The following is a 21,040-nucleotide window of genomic DNA, read 5'->3' as shown; positions in this document are numbered from 1 at the left end:
CGATGGGGTCATTCGTCGTCGATGTGCGGGGACGATCCGACGCCTCGAAGCTCCGGCCCGGGATGTTCGATTCCGCGCGCTCTGTTGAGGTAGATCACGCTGTTGATGAGACCGATGTGACTGAACGCTTGCGGGAAGTTTCCCAGTTGCGTGCCGGTCGCCGGATCGATCTCCTCGGCGAGCAGGCCGAGCGGATTCGCGTGTTTCAGCATTCGCTCGAAGATGGCGGTAGCCTCGCGTTGCCGTCCGCCGAGTGCGAGCGCGTTAATGAGCCAGAACGAGCACAGAAGGAACGCCCCTTCCTCGCCCGGAACGCCGTCCGCACCCTCGTATCGGTAGACGAACCCCTCGTCGGTAGCGAGCCGCTCGAGGGTTCGATCGATCGTGCCCTGCACGCGAGGGTCGTCGAACGGAAGGAACCCTCGCATCGGGATGAGGAGACCCGCCGCGTCGAGCGTGTCGTCGCTCTCGAACGATCGAACGAAGCTGCCGAGCGAGTCGTTGTATCCCTCGGCGAGAATCGTCCGGCGGATTTCGTCGCGGGTTTCGGTCCACCTTCCGAAGTCCCCGTTCGCGTCGGCGCGTTCGGCGAGGCGAAGTCCGCGATCGAGCGCCACCCAACACATGAGTTTCGAATAGACGAACTGCTGTGGCTCGCTTCGAACCTCCCAGATACCCGCATCGGGACGGTCCCACACCTCGCAGACGTAATCGACGATTTCCCGAAGCGAGTTCCACGCGCGCTCAGGAACATCCCTTCCGTAGCGCGTCGTTTCGTAGATCGCGTCGAGGAGCTCCCCGTAGACGTCGAGTTGCAGCTGTTCGTGCGCCGCGTTGCCGACTCGAACCGGCCGCGAGTGCCGATAGCCGTCCAAGTGCGAGAGCGTACGCTCGGTCAAGTCGGACGCGCCGTGAAGGCCGTACAACGGTTGCATCTCGGCAGGTGGAACGTTTTGACAGGCCTCGACGAACCAATCGAGGTACTCCAAGGCCTCGCGTTCGTGACCGAGTTTGAAGAGGGCTTGCGTCGTGAACGCCGCGTCTCGAAGCCAATTGTATCGGTAATCCCAGTTCCGAGACCCGCCGATCTCCTCCGGAAGCGAAGTCGTCGGGGCGGCGCAGATCGCTCCCGTCGCGTGGTGCGTGAGGAGCTTCAGTATCAATCCGGAGCGAACGGCGTGATCGTGCCACAATCCGCGGAGATTACACTTGGTCGGATCGTCACAGTCGTGTACCCATCGCCGCCAGTACCGAACCGTATCGGTCAGGACGCTCTCCGGTTCGGGTTCGAACTCGGATCGGTCGGTTTCGAACGAGAGTATCAGCCACGCCTCTTCGCCCGTCGTCAGCGACAGCGTCCCGTACGCACCGCCGTCTCCGACTCGGTCGGGAGAGAATCCGAACAAAGTAACCTCGGTCTCGTCTCCGATAGCGGTGAGACCGCCGTTTTTCGGCTCGAACTCCGGCGCGGCGAGCGCGTAGTCGAACGAAGGGACGAATTCGATTCGAAGATCGCTGTTTCCTTCGACGCCGATCCGCCGATACACGGCTTGGTGAGGGTTCGGCCGTCGGCTTTCGGATTCGGCGATGGGCATGAAATCGGTGACGGTGACCTTTCCGCTCGCCGTTTGAAAGAGCGTTTGAAGGACGTTCGTATCGGGGAGGTACTGTTGGTGCGAGTTGAACGATTCGCTCGGTTGCACGGCGAAGTGGCCGCCGATGTCGTCGTCTATTAGTCGAGCAAAAACACTCGACGATTCCACGTGCGGAACGCACAACCAGTCGATGACGCCGTCGTCGCCGACGAGGGCACACGTTTCGAGGTTTCCTATGAGACCGTACCGTTCGAGACGTTTGTACACCATTCCTTCTCACCGAATCGTCCGCGCGTTCGGGTCGTCCACGGACCCGTTCGGGGACTCCGTAGTATCGGTTACACCCCCCATCCACAAAGACCGCGCGCCTCTGTACCCCCCACGACCGCACGAGTTCCGTCCTCGAATTTCGGCGGTCGAAACGCGTTTCCCGACGTCGATACCGGACTACGTCGCGATTCTGGAGCGGAACTCTGGAACGCCCGAACCGGCCTCCGAGATGCGAAAGAGCGCTCCGGCCTCGTCGCCCTCGTCGTCCCCGCCGGCGGTCGTCACGTAGAGGTCGGCGTAGTTCGACCCGCCGAACGTCGGACAGGACACCTTTTTCACCGGGAGTTCGATTCGTCCGATTACGGTTCCGTCCGGTGCGTACCGCACCACGCGATGGCCGTTCCAGCGCGCGGACCAGACGTTACCGTCCGCATCGACCGTCATGCCGTCGGGGACGCCGTCGTGTTCCGGCGTTTCGACGAAAACCCGACGATCGGACAGGTCACCGGTCGTCGCGTCGTACTCGAAGCGGTAGATGCGCCGCGCGTTCGACTCCGTGAGGTAGAGCCCCGTTCCGTCCGGCGTGAACCCCATACCGTTGGGGATGTCGTATCCGTCGTCGAGCTCGACGATGGAACCGTCGCGGTCGAGTCGGTACAGACGACCGAGTCGATCGTCCGTCGGCATCGTCCCGCAGAAGATGCGACCTTCGGGATCCGCGATGACGTCGTTGAACCGCGAGTCGCGTTCGGCCGGAATCCCGTCGACGACGGGGGTGGTCGAGTCGTCGTCCCAGCGGAGGATTCGACCGCGATCCATGAACAGGAGGAGACTTCCGTCCGCCTGAAGCGTGAGCGCGCTGATGACGGAGTCCTCGTACCGTAGCTCGTGTTCGCCGGTCGCCGGGTCGTAGCTGAAGAGTCGGCCTCGCGGGATGTCGACCCAGTACACGATCTCCCGGTCGGGATGCCAGAGGGGGCCTTCGCCAGTTCGACAGCGGGTGTTCGCTATTAATTGCGGCTCCATCGTTCGGCACGTCGGTGGCTAACCACGAAACTGTTACCGGCCGACTGCGCAGACCGACGCGCCGAGGTCGACCGAGTTCGCGAGCACTCGATCGAGAGCGCCGAACGTCACCCCGTTTTACATCGACGGCGGCGTAACAACCAAGGATGCGAGGGAAGATCGGTCTGGCCGAAGCCGTATCGATGGCCGTCGGGGGGATGGTCGGAGGCGGTATCTTCGCTGTGCTCGGTGTCGTGGCGCTCCAGGCGGGACGAGCGACGTGGATCGCGTTCGTCGTTTCCGGATCGATAGCGTTCTGCGCCGGATACTCGGCGCTTCGACTGAACGCGCGATCGGACGAGCAGCTGAATCCCATCGCGTTCATCGAGCGGTTCACCGGTCGAACCGCGCTCGCCGGAATGACTGGATGGACGTTCGTCATCGGGTACGTCGGAACGATGTCCCTGTACGCCTACGCGTTCGGCAGTTACTTCACCGAACTCACCGGCGTCCGCTCCGTCCGAGGGATTCCCCTGCGTCCGCTCGTCACGCTGCTGGTGATCGTCGCGTTCGTCGGTCTCAACGTCGCCGGTGCCCACGCGTCGGGACGCACCGAAGACGTCCTCGTCGGGCTCAAGGTGCTGATTTTGCTCGGGTTCGGCGTCGGCGGGTTCTACTACGGCCTCCGTCGTGGAGAGATACGCTCCGGCCTGTCGGACTTTCGCTTCGGAACGGTGCTCGCCGCGGCGATTGGTTTCGTCGCGTTCGAGGGGTGGGAGCTGTTGTTGTTCGATCAAGAGAGTATCGAGAACCCGCGGCGGACGATTCGGACGGCGATTTACTCCTCGATCGTCGGCGTGACCGCGCTGTACGTCATCGTTGCCGTCGTTACCACGAACCTCGTGAGCGCCCAGACCATCCAGCAGCAGTCGGAGACCGCGCTCGCAATCGCCGCGAAACCGTTTCTGGGAGCGATCGGCTTTTTCTTGATATCGATCGCCGCGCTCTTCTCGACCGGCAGCGCACTCAATGCGACGCTGTTCAGTGCGTCGCGCCTCTCGCGGATGCTGATCGCGGACGATCTCCTCCCGAGTCGGCTCCGAAGCGGAGGAGCGGAACCGATTCGACCGCTACTCGCGCTCGGCGCGCTCACCGCGCTACTCGCCATTTTCGGCAGTTTGACCGCGATCAGTTCGTTCGCGTCGCTCGCATTCGTCACGATATTCGGCGGGTTCAGCCTCCTCGCCTTCCGCGAGCGCTCGTCCCCCGCGACGGCGGTGCTTCCGGCCGTCGGCTTTCTCGGAGCGGGGGCGACGATCGTCGGATTGCTCTACTATCTGTTCGTAAACCAACCGAACGTGTTCGTGACCGTAATCGCCCTCGTCGTCGCGGTCGTCGCGGTCGAGGTGCTCTACTTCGAACGAGCGCCCATTCTCACCGAGGTGTCGGAGATCGAACGACACCTCTGATCGCGACGGGGTTTCGCCCGTTCTCGTTCGTTACGCGCCGTTACGCGAAGCGCGTCCGAACCCCCCTCGTGACCGGGGTTATCCGTACCCTTCACCCCGAATGAGTTTCGCGGGAACGCCGACCGCCTCGGCGACCGAGACGATGCCGTAAACCATCAAGTTGATGCCGCACGCGTAGAGTTCGAGGTTGTTCGGGTCGATGCGAGCGTCGATGTCGTACTTCGGTTCCTCGTCGATAAACGGCCGGACGTCGTCGGGGAGTTCGGCGACCGCGGTTTTCTCCCGGTCGAGGTACGTGGCGAACGTGTACTGGGTGTACGCCGTTTCGCCGTCCCACTCCGAGAGGGTCGTCTCCCGACTGAGCGTCGGGACGTAGTGGAAGTTCTCGCGTTCGTCGGCGAGCGTTCGGAATTCGCGGTGGTAGGGAAGGTCGTCCTCCCACGACGCGCCGAGAAACAGCCAGATGTTCCGTTTACCGCCGGCGTACTCGTCGAATCCCTCCTCGAACGCGTAGTCGATCATCGATTTGAACGGCGCGACGCCAGTCCCGGTCGCGAGAAACGCGACGTCTCGCTCGGATCGTTCCTGCAGCAGGAACTCGCCGCCGACGAACTCGCCGCTGAACGGCCCGCGAACCCCTATCTCGTCCCCCGAGGACAAGCGGTCGCACAACTGCGTCGAGAGTCTCCCGCCGGGAACGCGACGAACGCAGATCTCCATGTGATCGCGATTCGGCGAACTCGCGACGGAGTACGCTCGCGGGACGTGCTGGTAATGTACCGTGATGTATTCGCCCGGTTCGCAGTCGAACTCGGACTCCGGGTCGAATCGGATTCGGACGAGCGACGGGTTCGCCCGTTCGTAGCGCCCTTGGAGCGTCCGGAACGTCTTTTCTAACCGGCCCCCGACGGCGTGGTCGTGGACGAGTTCCCAGAGGCGTTCCCAATCGACGTCATCGGTTAGCATCACCTCGTCGACCCACGCTTCACGGTCGTGCTCGCGAAGGAGTCGCTTCGCGGCCCTTCTGACGGTCACCTCCCGACGTTTATCCATGGCCTCCTTTCTCGCCACCGTCGCGGACGTGGACACCATCGGCTCCGCATCGACCAACTCGTGTTGGGTCATGTGCGGCTTGACAATCATACCCCCTAGTGGACAGCCAAGTGGTTAGGTATATCGGGAAATGGAGGGCGTTCGTACCGCCGAACTCTCGGGCGGAACTCGTCCCGATCCCTTCGCCGTTCTCACACGATTTTCCGCCCGAAGCGGGACCGTAGAGCGACTCGTAGGGGTCTCCTTCCGTACGACGTGTTGGGACGCCGTCGTCCGACTAAAAGCGGTGGAAGGACTGTTCCGCCTCCTCGAGCAGTTCGCGCGTCCGGCGGTTGCTCTCGGCGTACGACTTCCAGCCGGTCACGAGAAAGGCGACGCCGACGAAAATAAACAGGCCGCCCGCCAGATCCGACGTTAGATTTTCGAAGAAGCCGATCACAGTCGTTCCGAAGATGAACGACGCGAATCCGGTACGGATGTGCGCGAGGATCGTCCGCTCGCGCGCCAACTTCCGTCGCTCCTCGGCGAGTTTGAGGGTGTGTTCGGTTGGATCGAAGCGGTCTCGGTCGGTCATGGTTCGAGTCTCCCCCTTCTAATTAGTCGACCATCGGTAAAGCGACTGGTGCTCGCTACGGAGACTCGCTCGTTACCCCGGACGACTTTCGGTACCCCTCGCGCACGTACCGCGATGGCGTTGCCGGAGATGATAACGGACGAATCGGCCGATGCGCTGCGGCGAGCGAGTCCCGAGACGGGTCGAACCGTGGAAAACGGTTTTCTGAGTTCCTAGCGATGGAGTAGGTTACGATGACGCGCGTCACGGAGGCTCTCCGCGCGGTCGGCGTCGGTCTCGGGCTGGCGATCGTCGCCATATTCGGCAGCTTCGCGCTCGTACTCGGCGCGAGTCGGGCGTTAGCTCTCGGAGGAGTTTCAGTACGGGGCGATCCCGAACTCCGAATCGCTCTCTCGCTGCTCCTCGTTCAGGGAGTCACCTTCGGCGGGATATCGCTGCTGTACCTTCGACTTCGCGGGCGAGAGTACGTCCGCGTTCGGGTTCCGACGGTGAACGACGGTAAGTGGATGCTCGGCGGCGTCCTCGCGATGCTGGCGGCGATGTTCGCCGTCGTTTCGATTCTCGGCGCGCTGGGAATCCACTCGGCACAAAACGAGGTCGTTCGACTCGGCGTCGACGATCCGCGCGTGTTCCTGCTGCTGATTCCGTGCGCGTTTCTCATCATCGGCCCCGGCGAGGAACTCCTCTTCAGGGGCGTCATTCAATCGCGGTTGCGGGACGCGTTCTCCCCGGCAATCGCCATCGGACTCGCGTCGGCGATCTTCGCGTCCGCGCACGCCCTTTCGCTCGTCGGCGCGTTTCAGGCGCGAGTTGCGACTATCGCCAGTTTGTTCGTCGTTTCGTTGGTGCTCGGGATCGCCTACGAACGGACGGAAAACCTGGCGGTGAACGCGTTCATCCACGGGTGTTACGACGCGTCGCTGTTTCTGCTGGCGTATCTCGCGATTCGCTAGTCCCGACGGGAACCGATCCGTCGCGCTCCCCGAATCGAGAAACGAAGCGGATTGAGAGGGTCAGACTTCACTCGCCACGCGGTTCGCTTCGGTCGTCGTTACGACGGTCGCCGGCGATATCGTCGACGGACAGTTCGAGCCTCGATTCGTCGCGAACTCGGCTGGTCACCCGTTCGTTTTGAATCGCCTCGTTCGAACCGAACGGATGGTCGCCGAAGCCGTGGCGCATCATGGCTATCGCGCGGTAGGCGTTCCGCTGCTCGCCGCGCGACTTGAACAGTTCCATCACGGACTGCGAGATGACCGGAATCGGCGTCTCGCTCTTGAGCGCTTCCTCGACCAACCAGTTCACCTCACCGGTGTCTTCGATGTAGTTCGGCACATCGTCGAGACCTCGTTCGCGTAGTTGCTCCCCCATGAGGTCGACGAGCCAACTTCGGATGACCGACCCGTTCGACCAGTTATCGAACACCGCCGGTAAGTCGAGGTCGAACTCGCCGTCGGTAAGGAGTTCGATCCCCTCGCCGATGGCCTGCAGCATCCCGAATTCGATTCCGTTGTGGACGAGCTTCACGTAATGGCCGCTTCCCGACGGGCCAGTGTACAGGACGCCCCCATCGACGGCTAGTCGTTCGAGAACGGGCCGCGCTATCTCGAAGCCCTCCTCCGATCCACCGACCATGAAACACGCCCCGTGACGGGCACCCTCCCAGCCGCCGCTCGTGCCGCAGTCGAGGAAATAAACGTCTCGCTCGGCGGCGCGATGCGCGCGGCGCATCGAGTCGCGGAAGTACGAGTTACCGCCGTCGAGCACGACATCGCCTTCGTCGAGGTGTGGGACGAGCGCGTCGAGTTCGTCGCCGATGGTCGGCCCCGCCGGCAGGGAGAGGTAGATCGCTCGGGGTCGATCGAGTGCGGCGGCGAACGCGTCGAAGTCGCCGTTCTCGATCATCCGTACGCCGATCGATTCCAGTTCGGGACGCGGAGAGCGGTTCATACCGACGACGCGGATCTCCTCATCGGTGGCTTGTCTCGCGAGGTTCCCGCCCATCGTCCCGAGTCCGATAATTCCGAGTTCTCGTGCTGTCATTGTGATCTCCAGCAGATGCACCCTCTCTTCGAACTCCCACGCCCCGTCACCATCCACCACTCGAAAAACGCCACTGACGGAGATAAACATCGGGGTCACGAAGAAAACACCGTGCGACACGGCTGTTTGATCGGTTGCGCGCCGTTCGTTTTCCGGCTCGAGGTTCGAATCGGCTCGGGAGCGAGATACGATTCTCGGCTTCTTTCTCGAGCGGAGATGGGTTGCTACTGGCGCGACTGGCGGCGAAGCGGTTCGAAGAACCTACCAATGTCGTCCGAGCAACCGACCGTAAACGGTGCGGGGACGTCGATCGAAGCGAGTACTGATCGGCTGGACGCAACCAAAATCCGCGGGTAGGAGAACTTCGTGTGCCAGCGTCTTTCAGCCTCACCTTTAATTCCTACCGAAGTTATATCTCATACATGGTTCAAAAATATTTATATGGCTAAACAATAATTTCCGAATAAGGACAGAGAAAAAGATAAACGTCCGAAAGAAATAAAATAACGCTTGCATTCAAATTGAACGCCGCCGCGCCGCCCTCACACCGTACTATGTCCAAATCCAAAACCTCGCCTCGTCTCACGGTCAGCACCGTTTTCGAACTCCTGGCCAATCCCATCAGACGCCAGATCCTTTACTATCTGAGAAAAACGCAGACCGATTCGGTTGGGCGCGAAGAGCTTGCTATGCACCTTTTCCGCGAAATGGAGGAGCTCACTTCGCCACGACGGGCGAGAACGGTACTCCTGCAGATTCATCTGCCGAAACTCGCTAACTGCGGAGCCGTCGAAATCGATCAGCAGAACGATCGAATTCGCTACCGAAACGAACCGCGACTCGAGGCGGCCATCGATTTCGCGGCCGACCACGAACCGACGCCGTCGTAACGTCGTTCGACTGTGTCCCCTATTCACCGTTTCTGCCGAAAAACCGCGATTTTCGGGGGTCCGTCGAGGAGAATCGCTCGTCGTTGCCGCCACCTCGTCTTTCCTCGGCACGGTCGTCACGATCTCTCTTTGCGGGACGACCATCGGTTTCGGTTGTAGCGGGGAGCGCCGAACCAAACGCTCGAACTCCGACGCGAGGCCGAGTCAGTTCGCGGATACGGTCTCGGTCGCTTTCTCAACTTCGTCGTTCGAGTCCGTGATTCGGAGCGTCACCGTCACGGATCCGCATTCGGGAACGCGCACCCGAACCCAACTCCCGGACTGGTCGTACCGACCGTCGCCGTCGGTATCCCACTCGTAGCCGAGTTCGCAGCCCGCAGAGCCGGACGCATCGAGCCTGACGACGTCGCCGCTCTCGAGGTCGCACGAATCGAGAGGCGGCGTCGCGTCGATGCGGGCTTTCGGCCGCGGACACTCGTCGCAGTCGTCCGACGCTTCGTCTCTCGGGAGCCGATGGTCGTCGCTCGGCCGCTCGTCGGTCGAATCGAGGACGAAGAAGTTGGAATAGTAGAGATATCGGTGATCGAGCGTCGAGTTAGCGGGGTGCGTCGTGACGTACAACTTACCGTCCCCCGCGACCGGCGTGCCCGCGGCCGGCGGGTTCTCCGGCGAGGTTTCGAGACCACTACTGTCGAGTAAGTACGCCCACCGTCGCTCGCCGGTCTCCGCGTCGAGGGCGTGGACGAGCGCGCGACCCTCCGGACTGTTCGCATCCGGCGCGTACCACCCGCCGACGTATATCGTTCCGTTGGCCACGACCGGATCGCTGCGGAGCGTTCCCTCCGCCTCCGTCTCCCACATCTCCTCCCCCGTCCCCGCGTCGAGCGCCCTTACGACCGAACTGCAGCCGTTCGTCTCGAGGAGGAACACGCGACCGTCGGCGATCGAGAGTCGTCCGTCCCACCGATTAGATCCGTCGGGATCGTACGTCCAAACGACCGTCCCGTCGACCGCCGACCGTGCTTCGACGGCGAGGTCGTTGTCGTTCCCGACGATGTACTCGGTTCGAGCATAGTACACCCGCCCGTCAGCCGCCGCGTGATCGCCGAACGTGGGTTCGTCGTCGTTCGCCCGCCACTTTTTCGAACCGTCGGCGGCACGGAGCGCGGTACCGTCGCTGAAGAACACGGTTCCGTCGGCGTAGCTCAACGCCCCGTCGACGCCGTTCGCGAGGCCGCCGACCCCGTCCGTCTTCCAGACGGTGTCGCCGGTCGCAGGGTCGAGCGCGTACGCCCCCTCGTCGTTCGCCGTGTACACGCGATCCTCCGTGACGACCGGGGAAGCCCACCGGGGATAATCCGTTCTGCTCCACGCTCGCTCGCCGGTGTCGCCGTCGAGCGCGTAAAACCCTCCCTCGCCGTTATCGAGGAGTCCGGGGACCCTCGCGGCGAAGTACAGCCGTCCGTCGCCGATCGAGGGGGCCTTCGGTCCCGGGAGATCGGTTTGTTTCCACAGTCGATCGCCGGTTTCCGGGTCGTACGCGGCGACGTAGCCCTTGTTTTTGGTGGGATCGTTGTCCGTCGTGACGGCCAGATACAGCACCCCGTCGGCGATCAGCGGCTCGACGTTGTACGTGCTACCTTCCAAGTCCATCTTCCAGCCCTCGGTAGCGTACGGCGTCGGCCCGTTATCGTCGGTCGCTCCCGTCCGTCCCGGGCCCGACCGGGGACCCGTCCAGCCGTCAGACGACTCCCGACCCTCGCCCGGTTCGCGTGCGGTGGCGATGGCTCCGTTGGAACCCGCGGCGGCTAGCGCGACTCCGACGGTCTTCAGAAACGTTCGCCGGCTGTTTCGACCGCTCCGCATCTGTCGTTTTTCGTTCATACAACCAATAGTTAAAGCAACTGGATAACGCTTTGTTATGAGCATCCTGAACCGAAAAATCATGGAACTATCAGCGAAGTATATCGACGGTGCGTGCTCTCACGAGCTCGGTTACGAAACGGAAGCGACTCGGTCTTCGAGGCCGCTCGCTACCGATTTTGGAAGGTAGCAGCGCAGACGTTCGACGAGTAAAGCGGGTAATCGCACCGCCAAACTCGGTGCAACACGATACGGCGCAGAAATGTATCGATCCTCTCGCGGTAAACGCCCTCTACCGCGGCTTTACTTCTAGTCCACCGAATTGAATTCATTTTCAGGCTCCCCATAACAATAGCTTTACAACCGTGTAATTAAACTATGCCCTGGAGCAAAAATGATGGGCGGAAAACAGACAGAATTGACACGAACGATCCCGGGAGGGACGGCAAACGACTCGTCAGGGGAAAATCGCGGACGTCCACGGACAGCCGTCGGTCGTCGGACGATCGAGTGAGTTTCGCGCGCACACCGAGCGGGGGTGTGTGAATGCCGACGTACAATATCGTGGAGCAGGGGGCGGACAACTCCGGAGGCGCGGCCATCGACCCCGTCCTCAACGACCTCGTCGGTAGCGATACGACCATCATATTCCCGCAGGGTACCTACAAACTAAACGAGCTGGTGGTTCAATCCGGGACCGACGATCTCGAACTCATCGCCCCCGACGGCGCGCGCCTCGTTCCCGGTCAGTCGGGCGACAACGTGCGGTGGGTGGACGTGTACTCGAGGGGGTTCGTGCTGGATGGGTTCGAACTCGACATGCGGAACGTCGCGGTGCCGCCGTTCGTGAGGATGAACTCCGCCGCTGGCAACTGGGAGCTGAGACGGTTGGTTACGCGGGGAAAGGTGCGAGCGGCCACCGACGCCAACGTCGGGAGCAACAACTCGAGCGAAGCCCGAACGTACTTTCGGCTGTCGGCTGCGGAAGGTACTCGCGGACTCCTTCAAGATTGCTACTTCCACGAGGGGTCGTGCGCGCCGACCGAAGCCAGCAATCGACGGGCGGTCCTGGTCGAATCGGCGAAGGGCGAGTTGGTATTCAATCGCTGTTGGTTCGAGCTGTGGGGCGAAAACACAATCTATGCCAAGAAACCGGAGGGGATGCTAAAGATTTACAATTGCTTCTTCCGCAATACGCAGAACGGCATGCGCCTCGGCGGTAACACCGAGGTGCGAAACTGCGTCTCGATAAAGAACGGCCAGCACCCGACACAGGCGTGGTCGAACGGTTCGCTCCAGCGCGGCGTGAACGCGGAGGCCAACGAACCGACGAACTCCGCGGCCGGCATCAACAGCTACGACGGAACGCTCGCTATCGTGGACAGCGACTTCTACCACCGCTTTTCGGATTCGAGTTGCGGCGGGGCGATTACGGCGCCGGCGCCGTGTAAGCGTCTCTACGTTCGCAACGCTCGCATCAGCTACCTATCGACGAAGAACCACGATGCGATATACACGTACGAGGGAACGATGAGCGACGGCACTCCCGCCGATCTCAATTTCCTTCAGCTTCAAAACGTCCACGTTCGAAACGACCACAACTCCGAGTACGCTGTCTGGATCGGGCAGACGCCCGATTCGTGGGGGACGGTCTCCGGCGTTCTCGGCGGGAGCGGTCCCCAGACTAACTCGGACTACGTTCAGTCGCACATGACGATCAACGGCGATCCCGCGGCGCCGGACACGACGCCGCCGCTGCCGAACCCGCCGTCGTTAGGGCAGGTGCCGATGCAGTCGGCGCAACTGGTCCGCATCGACAACACCGGAAATCAGTCGGCAGCGACGTACGAGATAGAAGCCGGGGAGTATGTCCTTCCTGCGGGTAACGACGGGGCGACCGTCACCATGACGTGGGGAGCGACGCCCATCTCGCCACGCCCGCCGAACTCCAAGCGAGCGACCGGAAGGATACCGCCGGGGGAGGTCTACGCCTTCTACGTGGTCGGCGGTATCGCCTCCGTGGAGGCGAGCGGGTCGGCTACGTGGACCGTGGACGGAGAGCCGTACTACCCGGCGGCACCGCTCTCCACGAAAACTCTCTCCTCCCGACAGACGAGCAGAGATCAGTGGCACCAATTCGATTCGAGCGAGCAATCTACCCGCGTCGTCGTCGGAAAGCCGCTTTCGTTCAGCGGGAGCCAACCGTGCCACGTCCGCCTCCAGAACGTCGCGGGTGGCGACTTCGAGTACAAGCTCGAAGAGTGGGCGTACCTCACCGGGGTGCACTCTCTCGAGAGATTTCACGCGCTCACGGTCGAACCGAGCGAGCACGAACTACGGCTGGGCGACGGCTCGCCCTATCGGATCAAAGCCGGAACGACGTCCGTTTCCACCGCCTTCGAGACCGTGTCGCTCGGGGATTTCTTCGGCACCGAAAATCCGGTCGTCTTGGCGCAGGCGCAGACGTTCGACGGACCCGAACCGATCGTCACGCGATTAAGGGACGTCTCTAGCGGTTCGTTCGCGGTGCAGATCCAAGAGGAGGAAGCCGGTGGCTGGCACCGGAACGAGACGGTCGGCTTCATTGCGCTCCAGCAAGCGACAGGTCGCCTCAACACTAAACCGTTCGAAGTACGGCGAACCGGAACGACGGTCACCGACGGATGGTCTCGTATCGACTTCCAGCAGCAGTACGAAACACCGCGGTTCATCGCCGACCTCCAAACGTTCAACGGCCCCGATACGGCGAATCTACGCTATCGAAATCTGTCGGGAACCGGCGTCGAGGTAAAGGTCGAAGAGGAACAGAGTGCCGACGCCGAGACCGCCCACACTCAGGAAGCGGTCGGATACGCCGTCTTCGAAGGCTCCGTTTGAGTGCCGCCTTCCGGTACGGCGAGAACCCTCTCGCGGAGCCTCGAAGGAGGACCAACTCTCCCCGACAGTCGTGATGGATACGCTCGTCGCGCTCACCGGCGCGGTGGACGCGATTACGAAAAATCCGACTCGGACGACGGCGTTCTTCGCAGCGCTAGCGGTCTTCCCTCCCCTTCTCGGCCGCTGATTCGTTCGTCCCGTCCGCTTCGTTGAGCCCTCGGCGTACGAACTCGCTCGTCGGAATCGGTTGGTCGTCCGCGCCGAGGCGATCGACGAACACTCGTTCGGCCGGCAAAGCTTCGCGAAGGCCGACGAGCGCGGTCGTACACTTCCCGCAGACGGTGAAACGGTCGTGCTTCCGAATCAGTCGCACGACGGGGTTGGTGCCGACGGCCTTCGTAGTGAGTTCGTACTCGGCGGGGTCGTCACAGAGCACGCACCGATCGCCGACCGTCGTCCACCGCGGATCCCACCAGACGAGCGAGCGCTTCGAGAGTTTCTTTCGTCGCAGTTTTCCCCCCTCGGCCAGTGCATCGAGTCGATTGAGCGTTCCCCGTCGTCCGAGCGGCACGCGGTCGGCGACCTCGCCCGTCGCGAGGACGGGATCGGTCGTCTCGCGGAACACGGAGAGGATTTCCGCGTCGGTGACCTTCTCCTTCGAGTTCGGGTCCGGCATCGAATAGGGACGACGAGACCCGTCGAGTTAAGTGTTTCCTTATTAGGAAGGAAATCTTCGAGCAGAGATCGCGGCACGGACCAAAGAAACGATAGATCTCAGATAATGCAAAATTCGTCCACTTCAGAGAGAAAAATCGTGATCAATGGAAACAGCGCACAATATTACATTCCCTATAAGGAAATAAAGAACGCCGACTACGATAAACGTCCATCTTTTCTCCGCGAGAAGCCCCGAACTGAGCGAAGCGGAAAAATCGCAATCTCGCTCCGTTCCGCATCCGAATCGAGGTACCGTCGCGCGTCGCTCGCCCTCCGATCGGGGGACACTCCGCCGTCCGTGTTCGCATCGGTCGAAGAGGACCGGCGTCAGGGGGAGGTGAACCGCGCCTACGCGCTCGTTCGACGGAAACGGCCGTCCGAAGCTATCTCAGCGGTTAGAGGCCGAAACGTTCACCCAGAGGTGAAGCTCGCGGTACGCGTTCCCCGCCGCAGGCCGAGGCGGCGCGTCGCCCTTGTAGAGGAGATACTGCAGCCGCAACCGCTCACCCGTCATTCGCGGCGTAACCTCGTGTTTGACCCGCCACGTCTCGTTCGCCCTGACCGACGGATGAAAGCGGTGGAGTTCCCGGGACTGGGTCACTCGCACCGTGCCGTTCGCGGTTTCAACGCGCTGTAACAGGACGACGACGGTGTAGTTCGTGGTTCGGTGCTCGCGGTTTCGGATGCCGACGTACAGGGGTTTGCTCTCGCCGCGCGTGAACTTCGAGGGGTAGTCGTCCGCAACGAGCTCTCCGGTTTCGTCCTCGGAGAGGAGGTAGAATTCCGTGAACGAGTCGCTTCCCTCCTGAACGGTAGCGGGGTACGTCACGCTCCCCACGGCGAGAAGCAGACTCAGAACGAGAGCGACGTTCAGCGCCAATTCCGCGCGAGAATCGGGTTCGAGCAGCTTTTCTCGTCCGAAGTTCACCCAGTACTCGTACGAAACGGCAAAGCGTTCGTTCGCGGGTAACTTCTCCCGGCGATACGTAGCGATTCCGGCGGCGATCAGGGTGAAACCGCTGGTCGCGAGGAGCATCGGAACGAGGCGAATCTTCCAGGGAGTGAAGTTCAACAGGAGAGCGATCGTCGGGACGACGGTAATGCTCGTCCCGATGGAAAGGAGGAGACGTTCCGATCCGCCAATGCCGCGACCGGGCCGCGGGAGAACGGTGTTCCGCTCTCCGGCGTCGTCCGTTCGAGACTCGGCGTCCCCACCGTCCCGCGCTTCCGGAAACAAAGCCGCGATACACGCGTAGCCGGGGGCGAACGACACGAAAAACAGACCGAAAACGATCCGAAGAGGCGTTCCTTCGAGACCCGGGAGTAGTACGGAGCCGCAAGTTAGCGCGACGATGCAAACGACGGCGGCCAGATCGGCGGGGAACCGACGAACCGAGCGAGGAATCAACAACCACAGATCGCTTTCGAAGGCCATCGGCTCGCACTTCGATAGTGATAGTAAAAAGTATTGAGCCGGTTCGCTACTCGTCCGCGGTCGGCTCCGAAACCAGAGCGGCCGCCGCATCGACGGCAGTTCGTGCGTCATCGGGTGAGAGAGACGCCGACGCGAACGCTGCGACCTCGTACGCTCGCGTCAACTCGTGTAACGCGCTCAGGCTGTCGTCGTCACCGTCGCCGAGTTGGAAAGCGCGGTACATCTCCCAGTGCGTCAACCCGGTACGTCCGTCGTCCGCCCCCTCGACCGCGAGGTGCCGCCGAACGGCCGCGTACGCCGTTTGAACGGCGACGTTGGATCGTCCGGCGGCTAGCTGTTCGCGCGCCGTCCGAATCAATTCGCGAGAGACCTCGCCTTCGGCGGACTCCTCGGTCGAGTCCGGTTCTTCGATACCGTCCTCCGGGACGATGGACTCGTCCGAGTCCGAATCGCGCTCCAGCAGCTCCCGCGACCGAATTGCGTACGCGCAGCCGACGATGAGGCCGAGCAGGCCGACGCCGGCGAGCCAGAGTCGCCAGTCGGCTAGCTCGGTCGATTCCGCGGGGAGTTGAATGCGAGTTCGTGCGGTCGAAGACTCGAGGTTCGTCGTCGGTTCGGCGTAGACGGCAGCGACCTCGACGCTCTCTCTGCCCGAGACCGTGTCGTTCGGGAGGGGGGTTACCACCGAATAGTGCCCCGTCTCGTTCGTTCGAACGGTCGTGACGGTTCGCCCGCTCACGCGGAGTTGAATCGTCTGGTTGGCCGCCGGAGCGCCGGTTGTAGTGGTAAGCGCCCCCGTCGCGTGGATTAGACTCCCGTTCCGAGTCGCGTTTATCGAGATATCGGTGGCGGTCGGCCGGACGGTGATCGGTTTCGACGTTTTCGCGCTCGCTATCGCTCGTCCCGTCTGCGCGATACGCGCCCGAACGCGCCGTTCGCCGGCGGATACGTTGGCCGGAAGCGTACCTTCGACGGTGAACGAACCGTCCGACGACGTTTGCGCGGTTCCGATCGGCGCGCCGCCGACGGTTACGACCACCGGCACCTGCGATGCGCCCGCGTTCGCCGCCGTGACGTTCCCGGTGACGGTGAGGTTATCTTCGTAACGCCCGGTCCTCGGTGCTTCCTCGATCTCGACCGTCGGCTCGGTTTGTCTGATGGTAACGTTCACCGTCGCGTTCGTCCCGAGATAGGCCGAATTGGGCTGGGGAATGTACTTAATCGTACGCGGCGCGGAACCCGCCTTCAGCGAAGTCGGACGATAGCTCGCGTTGAACCACCCGTCGCCGTCGGTCTTCGTCCGGATGGATCGGTTCCCTATCCTGAGCGTGATCGGTCGACTACTCAGCGCGGATCCGTTCGCCGCGGTCAGTTTCCCGGTTATTGTAAGCGGATTGCGGAAGGAAGCGGGCGTTTGGACGATCAGGTTCGACAGTCTCGTCCCCGTGAACTCCCGCTGAGCGATGGAAGTTTGGCGCTGGGTGATATTCTGCGAAATCTCGTCGATGGTTCGCGTGGTGTTCGAGAACTGCGTCTGGTTGGACGAAACGTTCTTTAGATTCCGCTTGAGGTCGTCGCCGTTTCGTTTTACCCGATCGGAATACCGGTTCAGTTCGCGTGCGAGCTGGTTCGCCCGCTGCTCGTTCCCGTTTCGCTTGGCTTTCTGGTACTTTTTTAGCGTTTTTCGATACGATCTCACGTTTTCGACGAACTGCTGTTGGTTCCGTTGGGATCGCTCGAACTGCTTTCCGGACTCCCCTTCCTTCGCCCCCTCGGAGACGTTGACGTACTTTCCGAGCATCTCGGAGTACTCGGAGTCGTTGTCGACGAGACGCTTGGCGCGCTGGTAATCCCCTTGACTGATCTGAACCACGCTCTGGTTGAGTCGCCCGGACAACCGGTTGGCGAGCCACCGCTCCACGTCCTCGGACGACCCCTTCTCGCCCGCGCTGTCCGGGTTTTTATGCCGTAGAACCGACGAATTGTTCGCGGCGCTCTTTCCGACACCGGTTCCGACGAAGAGTTCACCTCCGTCGACTTCCGAGATGATCCCCCGCTCGGTACCCGACGCCGTCGGATCTTCCGCCGCTGTCCCCGCTCCCGAGAGTAACAACAGGAGCACGAGTACGACTTCACCGTGTCGCATAACCTTGGATCCCGAAAGACGGTACAAGTTACTAGGTAATACCTCTTTTTGGTCGCGGACCGAGAAGGGAAAGCCTACGCGAACGAATCGACCAGTACCTTGAACTACCGCGGTATCCTCTCTGAGGCCGATGGAGTTCACGCGTCACTACGTGGCGGGTATCGGTCTCGGGGTCTTCCTCACGGGCGGAGCGGTCGTTCTCGCCAGACCGCTACTGCTAGGCGGTGCGGTGGGCATTTTTGCGTGGCTGTTGGCTCGGCAGTACTTGTTCGTCCGAACCGCGCGAGAAACCGTGGAGAACCTTTCCGTGACGCAGTCGCTCGAGCGCGAAACGGTGTCTCGCGGAGAGGAGGTCGGTGTCGGCCTCACCGCCGAGTTACCGGATACTGCGGCGGTGCGACTGGACGTGGAGGCGGACCCGCCCGTCGCCGCGGCGGGGTCGGACGCAACGGAGCGCGGCGCGACGATCCTGACCGGCGATCGAGCCGCCACGACGACGTACTCCGTCACGATGCCCGTAGCGGGTTCCTTCGAGTTCGCCGCCCCGACCGTGACGCTGACCGACCGCGCGAACCTGTTTCGGACGGCGGTCACGGCCGGCGAGGCGCGGACGATCACGGTCGACGCACGAGCGCCCGAAGACATCCACGTCGGAATCGGCGGCGAGCGCGTGGCGGGCGAGTACGGGGAATACAAGACGAGCGGGAGGGGAATCGGGATCGACCCGGAGGAGATTCGGGAGTACGTCCCCGGAGATTCGCTCAGACGGATCGACTGGAAGGCGACGGCTCGACTGGCTCACCCCCACGTTCGCGAGTTCGAGCCGCAAATCGACCTGCGGACGGCCATCCTCATCGACCACGGCGAATCGATGGCCACCGGCGCGGAAGGCAGAACGAAGCTGGATTACGCCCGCCAAGTCGCGATATCGCTCGTCAGCTACGCCTTTTCGGAGGGGGAGCCGCTCGGTTTGTACGCGGTCGATGAAAGCGGTCTCACCGCCAAGCACCCCCCGAGCGCCAACAGGAGTCACTACGTGACGGTTCGGAGGTGGCTGTACGGCCTCGATACGTCCGTCTCACCGGCGACGGGGGTGACGCCGGCGCCGGTGAGACGGTCGCCGGCCCGAGCGCAACGCGCGATGGATCATCTCCGCGCGGACGATTCCCCGTTCGGAACGCGACTCCGACCCTTTTTCGGCGAGTCGGAGTCGTACCGTCGCCGAGTCGAGACGGATTCGCTGTACGACGTCACTCGAACCGAACTCGTGCGATTGCGCGGAACGGTCGTCACCGTGTTGCTAACTGACGACACGAACAGAAGCGAAGTGAGCGAGACCGTGAAGCTGGCGAGGCGACGTAACGACGCGGTGCTCGTGTTCCTGACACCGTCGGTTCTCTTCGCGGAAACCGGAGTGGCCGACGTCGAAAACATCTACGATCGGTACGTCAACTTCGAATCGTTCCGCCGGGAGCTCGCCGGACTCAACGGCGTTCAGGCGTTCGAGGTGGGACCGAGGGACGAACTCGAACGTCTGCTGGAGGCAGCAGCGCACCGCAGGCGTACGACGACCACGTAAAACCATGAAAAGACGAATCATACCCGACAGGCATCGGACGACCATCGGCGGTGGCGGCGCGTTTGCCGCCTCCCTGGCGCTCGCGGCGTTTCACGGTTCGTCGGGGCTGGCGGCGGGCGCGGCGCTTCTAGCCGCGTGGTACGTGCTGGCGCCGATGTACGCGTTCGCCTTGGGACACGTCGTGTTGGGTGCGCTGTTTCCGGACGGAATCGGAGCCGTCCCGTTTGCGATCGTCGAGGCGGGGCTCCTCGGCGTACTGATCGAACCCGCGATTCGGTTCGATCACCGGCGTCTGCTCACGGGGCTCGTCGTCGGCTGTTTCCTACTGCTCGGTGCGCTCGTGTGGGGAATCCACCGATGGAGCGAAATCACGTGGCACGCGGCCCTCGTACTCGTCGGAACCGCTGCGCTGTTCGCGTACGGCATTCACCGGTACGACATCGTCGTGCTCGGATCCGAAGGGAGGATGAGCGATGAGTAGCGATCGACCCGCCGAACTGGCGGACGACGAATCGATCGCGCAAAGCTCGACCGACGAACTCGCGGCGCAGGTGGCACTTCTGACCGAGGAGAATCAGCGTCTGCGCGCCGAGTACGTACGCGCCCGTCAGGCGCAACATCGAAGGGCCGCGCTCGGAATGGCCGCGCTCGGCGGACTGGCCGCCGTCGCCGCCGTTCTCCTTCCGGACTCGCGCCCGCTTTTACTGGCGTTGGCCGGAACCGGCTTTTTCGCGGCCGTCCTGACGTACTATCTCACGCCGCAGCAGTTCGTCTCGGCCGAGGTCGGCGAACGGGTCTACGCGTCCGCGGCGGCGATGGGAGCCAGTATCGTCGACGACCTCGGACTGCAAGACGAGCGCGTGTACGTCCCGACGGAATCCGACGGGAACGAAACGTTCGCCAACGTTCGACTGTTCCTCCCTCAGCACGCCGATTACGTCGTCCCCGACGGCGACGAGCTGATTTCGCCGTTCGTCGTGACGAACGACGAACGCGGGCGAGGGGCGTCCTTTTTCCCGACCGGTGCCGCACTCTTTCGGGAGTTCGAGACGACCATGACGAACGCGGTTCCGGACGAACCGGAGGCGCTCGCCGGACAGTTGACCGATGCGGTGGTCGAGGGGTTCGAACTGGTCGATAGCGCCAGCGCCGACGTAGACCGAGGCGGTACGACCGTCACGGTCGGAGTTCGCGGAAGCGCGTACGGATCCGTGACTCGCTTCGACCACCCGGTCGCGTCGTTCATTGCGACCGGGATGGCGAAGGGTCTCGACGCGCCGGTGACGGTCGAACAGCTACCGGCCGACGACGACCGGTTCGATTATCTCGTCTCCTGCGACTGGACGGAAGCGACCGAACGAGAGTCGTAGACCGACCACGACGGTCGACGTAACGCGTTTATCACGTCCTGTTCAAAAAAGTCCGTTTCGAACCCGCCGGTGGTTCGCTCCGGCGAGGCGGTTTATCCGTCGACGCGAGATGCACGTCCGTGCTCAGTTCAGCCCCCGCATCCGAAAGTAGGAC

16 protein-coding genes are annotated in these 21,040 nt (G+C 62.5%); 7 read left to right on the top strand and 9 right to left on the bottom strand.

Annotated elements, in window-relative coordinates:
* Window positions 1-8 precede the first annotated feature (8 nt).
* The gene (locus tag LIX00_RS20080; protein WP_227356333.1) at window positions 9-1,865 is read right to left on the bottom strand and encodes a glycoside hydrolase family 15 protein; all 1,857 of its coding nucleotides are present in this window, start codon (window positions 1,863-1,865) and stop codon (window positions 9-11) included.
* A gap of 177 nt (window positions 1,866-2,042) precedes the next feature.
* Entirely contained in the window at window positions 2,043-2,891 is an 849-nt protein-coding gene (locus tag LIX00_RS20075; RefSeq protein WP_227356332.1) for an SMP-30/gluconolactonase/LRE family protein, read from the bottom strand.
* A 146-nt stretch (window positions 2,892-3,037) separates the two neighbouring features.
* Here LIX00_RS20075 and LIX00_RS20070 point away from each other — a divergent pair, with 146 nt between their 5' ends.
* Window positions 3,038-4,339, top strand: coding sequence for an APC family permease (locus tag LIX00_RS20070; RefSeq protein WP_227356331.1), 1,302 nt, complete (start codon window positions 3,038-3,040; stop codon window positions 4,337-4,339).
* A 78-nt stretch (window positions 4,340-4,417) separates the two neighbouring features.
* Here LIX00_RS20070 and LIX00_RS20065 read toward each other — a convergent pair whose 3' ends face one another.
* Together LIX00_RS20065 and LIX00_RS20060 are read right to left on the bottom strand one after the other, a co-directional pair.
* Entirely contained in the window at window positions 4,418-5,482 is a 1,065-nt protein-coding gene (locus tag LIX00_RS20065; protein WP_227356330.1) for an FAD-binding oxidoreductase, read from the bottom strand.
* Window positions 5,483-5,669: 187 nt separating this feature from the next.
* A complete protein-coding gene (locus tag LIX00_RS20060) occupies window positions 5,670-5,966 on the bottom strand; it encodes a DUF202 domain-containing protein (RefSeq protein ID WP_227356329.1) in 297 nt (98 codons plus the stop codon).
* A gap of 233 nt (window positions 5,967-6,199) precedes the next feature.
* Here LIX00_RS20060 and LIX00_RS20055 point away from each other — a divergent pair, with 233 nt between their 5' ends.
* Entirely contained in the window at window positions 6,200-6,919 is a 720-nt protein-coding gene (locus LIX00_RS20055) for a CPBP family intramembrane glutamic endopeptidase (protein WP_227356328.1), read from the top strand.
* A 67-nt stretch (window positions 6,920-6,986) separates the two neighbouring features.
* Here LIX00_RS20055 and LIX00_RS20050 read toward each other — a convergent pair whose 3' ends face one another.
* On the bottom strand, window positions 6,987-8,009 hold the full coding sequence (locus LIX00_RS20050) for an NADP-dependent phosphogluconate dehydrogenase (protein WP_438267111.1): 1,023 nt from the start codon (window positions 8,007-8,009) through the stop codon (window positions 6,987-6,989).
* 554 nt (window positions 8,010-8,563) lie between these two features.
* Between LIX00_RS20050 and LIX00_RS26385 the strand changes: the two genes are divergently transcribed.
* Window positions 8,564-8,899, top strand: a complete 336-nt coding sequence (locus LIX00_RS26385; protein ID WP_438267110.1) for a DUF7344 domain-containing protein — start codon at window positions 8,564-8,566, stop codon at window positions 8,897-8,899.
* Window positions 8,900-9,103: 204 nt separating this feature from the next.
* Here LIX00_RS26385 and LIX00_RS20040 read toward each other — a convergent pair whose 3' ends face one another.
* Window positions 9,104-10,783, bottom strand: coding sequence for an outer membrane protein assembly factor BamB family protein (locus LIX00_RS20040; protein ID WP_227356326.1), 1,680 nt, complete (start codon window positions 10,781-10,783; stop codon window positions 9,104-9,106).
* Between the two features lie 525 nt (window positions 10,784-11,308).
* Between LIX00_RS20040 and LIX00_RS20035 the strand changes: the two genes are divergently transcribed.
* On the top strand, window positions 11,309-13,639 hold the full coding sequence (locus LIX00_RS20035) for a hypothetical protein (protein WP_227356325.1): 2,331 nt from the start codon (window positions 11,309-11,311) through the stop codon (window positions 13,637-13,639).
* Between the two features lie 154 nt (window positions 13,640-13,793).
* Here the strand turns inward: LIX00_RS20035 and LIX00_RS20030 are convergent, their stop codons facing one another.
* The 3 genes from LIX00_RS20030 to LIX00_RS20020 form a co-directional block, all read right to left on the bottom strand.
* A complete protein-coding gene (locus tag LIX00_RS20030; protein ID WP_227356324.1) occupies window positions 13,794-14,315 on the bottom strand; it encodes a hypothetical protein in 522 nt (173 codons plus the stop codon).
* 429 nt (window positions 14,316-14,744) lie between these two features.
* Window positions 14,745-15,791, bottom strand: coding sequence for a DUF1616 domain-containing protein (locus tag LIX00_RS20025; RefSeq protein WP_227356323.1), 1,047 nt, complete (start codon window positions 15,789-15,791; stop codon window positions 14,745-14,747).
* Between the two features lie 46 nt (window positions 15,792-15,837).
* A complete protein-coding gene (locus LIX00_RS20020) occupies window positions 15,838-17,937 on the bottom strand; it encodes an SPX domain-containing protein (RefSeq protein WP_227356322.1) in 2,100 nt (699 codons plus the stop codon).
* Between the two features lie 130 nt (window positions 17,938-18,067).
* Between LIX00_RS20020 and LIX00_RS20015 the strand changes: the two genes are divergently transcribed.
* The 3 genes from LIX00_RS20015 to LIX00_RS20005 are packed head-to-tail and all read left to right on the top strand — an operon-like array spanning window position 18,068 to window position 20,886.
* Window positions 18,068-19,516 (top strand): DUF58 domain-containing protein, encoded by a 1,449-nt coding sequence (locus tag LIX00_RS20015; RefSeq protein WP_227356321.1) that lies wholly within the window; start codon window positions 18,068-18,070, stop codon window positions 19,514-19,516.
* Between the two features lie 4 nt (window positions 19,517-19,520).
* Window positions 19,521-19,997: a DUF8163 family membrane protein gene (locus tag LIX00_RS20010; protein WP_227356320.1), complete on the top strand. Its 477-nt coding sequence runs from the start codon at window positions 19,521-19,523 to the stop codon at window positions 19,995-19,997.
* Entirely contained in the window at window positions 19,990-20,886 is an 897-nt protein-coding gene (locus tag LIX00_RS20005; RefSeq protein WP_227356319.1) for a DUF7982 domain-containing protein, read from the top strand. Before LIX00_RS20010 ends, LIX00_RS20005 begins: the two co-directional genes overlap by 8 nt.
* Window positions 20,887-21,040 lie beyond the last annotated feature (154 nt).

Source organism: Haladaptatus salinisoli (assembly GCF_020614375.1).
Classification (GTDB): domain Archaea; phylum Halobacteriota; class Halobacteria; order Halobacteriales; family Haladaptataceae; genus Haladaptatus; species Haladaptatus salinisoli.
The sequence above is the reverse complement of the archived record's forward strand: the minus strand, read 5'-3'. Positions and strand labels throughout refer to the sequence as shown.